General features: G+C 69.3%; 5 protein-coding genes. 2 read left to right on the top strand and 3 right to left on the bottom strand.

Annotated elements, in window-relative coordinates; translation table 11 throughout:
• Positions 1-171: 171 nt before the first annotated feature.
• Positions 172-786: a type IV toxin-antitoxin system AbiEi family antitoxin domain-containing protein gene (locus tag AAG801_RS40655; RefSeq protein WP_341893551.1), complete on the top strand. Its 615-nt coding sequence runs from the start codon at positions 172-174 to the stop codon at positions 784-786.
• Entirely contained in the window at positions 783-1634 is an 852-nt protein-coding gene (locus AAG801_RS40650) for a nucleotidyl transferase AbiEii/AbiGii toxin family protein (RefSeq protein ID WP_341893550.1), read from the top strand. Before AAG801_RS40655 ends, AAG801_RS40650 begins: the two co-directional genes overlap by 4 nt.
• Positions 1635-1877: 243 nt before the next feature.
• On the opposite strand, the gene AAG801_RS40645 is transcribed toward AAG801_RS40650, so the two are convergent.
• The 3 genes from AAG801_RS40645 to AAG801_RS40635 form a co-directional block, all read right to left on the bottom strand.
• Complete coding sequence (locus AAG801_RS40645; RefSeq protein WP_341893549.1) at positions 1878-2849, bottom strand: relaxase/mobilization nuclease domain-containing protein; 972 nt, start codon at positions 2847-2849, stop codon at positions 1878-1880.
• Complete coding sequence (locus AAG801_RS40640) at positions 2846-3382, bottom strand: hypothetical protein (protein ID WP_341893548.1); 537 nt, start codon at positions 3380-3382, stop codon at positions 2846-2848. Before AAG801_RS40640 ends, AAG801_RS40645 begins: the two co-directional genes overlap by 4 nt.
• 276 nt (positions 3383-3658) lie before the next feature.
• Positions 3659-4388: ParB/RepB/Spo0J family partition protein (locus tag AAG801_RS40635; protein WP_341893547.1), on the bottom strand; the 730-nt coding region annotated here is incomplete at its 5' end.

Here is a 4388-nt window from a genome sequence, read left to right as displayed (position 1 = left end):
CGAGACCAAGCAGGCCTGGGCGAAGCTGGGTGCCGCGATCGAGGCGGCGCTGGCGCGACGGCTGCGACTGGTGAGCGGGTCGACGTGACGCGCGCGTCAGGTTCAGGCGCCGTGGCGTCGTTGTGTTTTCTCGGAGTTTGACGATAATCTCCTATCTTTTGCAACATCCACATGACGCTCGCGAGCCCGACACACGAAGCCCAGGTGCTGCGCCTGGCGAAGCGGCGCAGACTGCTGCGCGCCCGTGACCTGACCGCACACGGGCTGCCGACGGTGGCGCTGACGCGCCTGGTGCAGGCCGGGAAGCTCGAGCGGCTCGCGCGCGGGATGTACGGGCTTCCGGGGGCATCCGTCAGCGAGCACCGGTCGCTGGCCGAAGTGGCGCTGCGGGCGCCCAGGGGCGTGGTCTGTCTGCTCTCGGCGCTTCGCGTGCACGGCATCGGCACGCAGGCACCCTTCGAAGTGTGGCTCGCGCTCCCGCACCGCGCCGCCGTGCCGAGGCTTGCGCAGCCGCAGCTGCGCATCGTCCGCATGTCCGACCGTTCCCTCGGCGACGGGGTCCAGCAGATCAAGGTGGACGGTGTTGCCGTTGCCGTGTTCAGCGCCGCGAAAACGGTGGTGGATACCTTCCGCTTCCGCAACAAGATCGGCGTCGACGTCGCCATCGAAGCGCTGCGCGACGGCTGGTCGAAGCGGAAGTTCAGCATCGACGAGCTGTGGCGCCATGCCGAGGCCGGCCGCATGACGCGCGTGATGCGGCCCTACATCGAGGCCATCACGACATGACCGGCAACCGTGCCGCGTCGATCCGGGCCCGGCTCAAGCAGCGTGCCGACACGACGAAGGAGGACTTCAACCTCGTCCTGACGCGCTACGGCATCGAGCGGCTGCTGTATCGCCTCGCAACCTCGGAGCACGCGGGCCAGTTCGTCCTGAAGGGCGCTCTGCTCTTCGGGCTGTGGTACGGCCAGCCCCACCGCCCGACCCGCGACGCAGACCTGCTCGGATTCGGCCCCGACGACCCTCAGCTCCTGGCCGAGGTCTTCCGCGCGATCTGCGCGATGCCGGTGGACGACGGCATCCAGTTCGACGCTGCATCGGTCCGCGTCGACACGATCCGAAAGGAAACCCGCTACGGTGGTGTGCGGGTCGACCTGCAGGCCACGCTCGACCACGCGCGCATCGCGCTGCAGGTCGATGTCGGCTACGGGGACGCCGTGACACCGGCGCCACCGACGATGGATTACCCGAGCCTGCTGCCGGACGTGCCGACCGCACCGCTTCGCGTCTATCCGAAGGCCACCGTCGTGGCCGAGAAGCTGCACGCCATCTGCGTTCTCGGCATCACGAACAGTCGAATGAAGGACTACTTCGACCTCGACCTGCTGCTGCAGGACGATGCGGTCGACGACGGCGAGCTGCGCCGCGCCGTTGCCGCGACCTTCGAGCGACGGCGCTCGCCGCTGCCGACCGACCTGCCGGTCGGGCTGAGCGACGCCTTCGGCGCCGATGCCAGCAAGCGTACGCAATGGGCGGCATTCCTGCGCAAGAACCGCCTGGACGCCACAGATCTCGCAGCCGTGGTCCGTCGACTGCGCGAGCGCGCGGCTCGGTTCGGCATTCCGACGCCCTGACGGCACCGCGCCGTGCGCGGGGTCAAGGGCGGGCGCAGCCCGGCGCCAGCGCACCCTTGACGCTGCGCGCGACGCCTCATGCTGACGAACCGGGGCAGGCTGCCCCAAGCGGCCTGCCCCCCGAGCCCGTCCGGCGGCGAGGACAACGGATCGGCGTCGACCCCGAGCACGGTTCAATCCCTCGGTCGAATCGACACTTGATCCGAGCAATCGAAACACGCGACGCCACCCAGGGATTGACCCTCAGCGCTCCCAGCCGGGATCCGGCCGCGTCTTCTGCGGCATCGTGCGCTCCAGCCCCGGAAGCTCCCGCTGCGGTTGCTTCTCAGGCGGCTTGTAGCGCACGCCCGGCAGCCAGCGGGCGTAGTCGACGACCGCCCGGCCCAACTCGCGGTCGGCCAGCTCGTCGGAGGACGCGAGCGCCTTGGCGATCTCGCACCAGGCCTGCGCGGCGTGGCGCCGGGACGGGGTCAGCGTCGTCTCGGTGCTGCCGCTCTCCGTGGCCCGCCCCTGCTCCCGCGCCTTGCGCTGCCACAGGCGCTCGTTGTGATGGCGGCTGCCGCGCGCGACCCGGGACGAGGCTTCGGCCTCGAGGCCCCAGCCGCGCAGCTTCTCGGCAAACACCTCGCGCCAGCGCCGCAGGTCCTGCTTGCGCGGGTTGAGGCGACGCCCTTCCCGACCCTCTGCACGAACCGCCAGGTGCACATGGGGGTTGGCCTGGTGGGTGTGGAGCACCATCACGAAGCGGTGGTCGCCCAGCTCGGCCGCGGCGAACTCCCGTGCCGCGTTGAGTACGATCTCGGGCTTCGTCCCGGCCGGCATCGACAGCATGATGTTGAACGCCTCGCGCCGATCGCTGCGCTCGGGAATGCGACCACCGCCGCAGCGCCATTGATCGACCAGGTCGCGCAAGGCCTCGGGTCCATCGCGCACCACGCCGCGGTCGTCCTCGAAGGGCAACCGGCCGGACTTGCTGATGTAGCGCAGGTGCGCCGCAATCGCGCCCATCCCTCGTCCGCCGCCGGTGACCTTGACCATCACCTGCGGTGCATGCCGAACCACGATGGCCTGAATGCGGCGGCGCACGGCGTTCGCTCGTGCCTGCATCGCAAGGCCGCCGACGGCCGGCGTGCGACTGTGCACGACCCGGTTCGAGCCGTAGAAGAGCCGGTCGCCCCACTGCACCAGCACGCCGTCGATGCAATTCGTGGTCATCGTTTGTCCTCCGGGTGCGCGACCAGCCGAGAGGCCAGGTCGATGTGCAGACGCACGTCGGCCTCGAGGCCGCGTATGCGGTCGCCGAACTGGCGTGCCGCCTCGGCGCCCTTGGCCAGGCGGAGCAGCCGGATCAGCGCATTGATGTCGCCGGCCAGCGCGGCGAGCTGGTCGCACGAGCGCCGCAGTGCCGCGCGGTCGGCGTCACGCTGCGCCACCGGTGCCGGCAGGGGCGTGCCAGTCACCAGGTGGCCGACGTACTCGCCGTAGCTCAGACCGAGCGCTCGGGCCTTGAGGATCAGCACCTCGGCCTCGCGCTCGTCCATGCGCAGGTGGAGCTTGGCGACGCTGCGCGACGGAGAGGCCGGCGAGTCGAGCTGCTCGATCGCGAGCGCCTGGGAGTCAGTGGATGCGACGAGTGCCTGTCGGGCGAAGGCGGCGACCGACTGCCCTCGCCCGGCCGCGGCAGTCCGCACGGCTTCGCCGATGCCGCGCAGGTCGATCGTCACGCGGTCACGCGATGAGCCCGCCATGACGAACCACCCAATACCGCAGGCCGCATGGCATCCACTTTGTGGCGGCCTGCCTATCCTGCCCTACGTTCAAAGACAGTCTCTTGGGCCTCTTCAACTGAGCTGGCCAGTCGGTCGACTGCACAAACTGACCAACGGCTGCACAAGGACTGACCAATCGGTGAACAAGAACCGGAACGAGAGCGAAACAGGAGTGGGACGCGTCCGAAACGAACGCGGAACACGACCACAACGCGAGCGACACAGAAAGCCCGATGCAGAACGCGCGAGCCTGCTTCATGGGGTCTGACCGTCAGACCCGCGGACCGACCGTCTCGACAGGGCCACCAGCCGCGCCTGCAACGCTTGCAAGGCGTCATGGTCGCTGGAGGTTCCCTGCGTGTCGATGCCGGCGAGCAGCCTCTCCAACCGGTCGCAAGCCACCATCGCCTGGCTGATCAGTCGCGCCGGGTCGGCGGCCTGTCTCGAGTCGACCCGCGCGCGCAGCGTTTTCACGGCCTCGCGTGTCACGGGCGCCGAGCCATCGAGCAGGTCCGCGACCTGCTCGGGGTGCCGATCGTGCAAAGTGCTCAACTCGTGCAGCGTTCGCGGCGACGTGCAACGCCCAGCCCTCAGCGCAGCATCGAGCACCGGCGGCAAGTCCAGCAGCGACAGGTAATGCGCCACCGTGGTCAGGTTCATGCCGAGCTGCTGGGCAATCATCGTCTGCGACTCGCCCGCGTCCATCTGGCTGCGGATGAAGCGCGCCAGGTCCAGCGGTGAGAGGCTATGGCGCTTCTGGTTCTCGGCCACCTGTGCGTATCGGTCGGCAGGTGCGTCGCGGACGACGACCGGCACTTCGGGCAGACCTGCAAGGATGGCCGCGCGAAGCCGCATGGCTCCGAAGTGCAGCAGATGACGGCCGGTCGCGTCAGCGGGGTGCACCACCAGCGGTACCAGGATGCCGCGCATGCGGACATCGCAGGCCAGTTCCTCGAGCTCGATCTCCGAGAACTCAACGCGCGGG

It is taken from the genome of Variovorax sp. YR752, from assembly GCF_943372545.1.
Note: the sequence above shows the minus strand (reverse complement) of the source record. Positions and strands in the feature narration are given on the sequence as shown.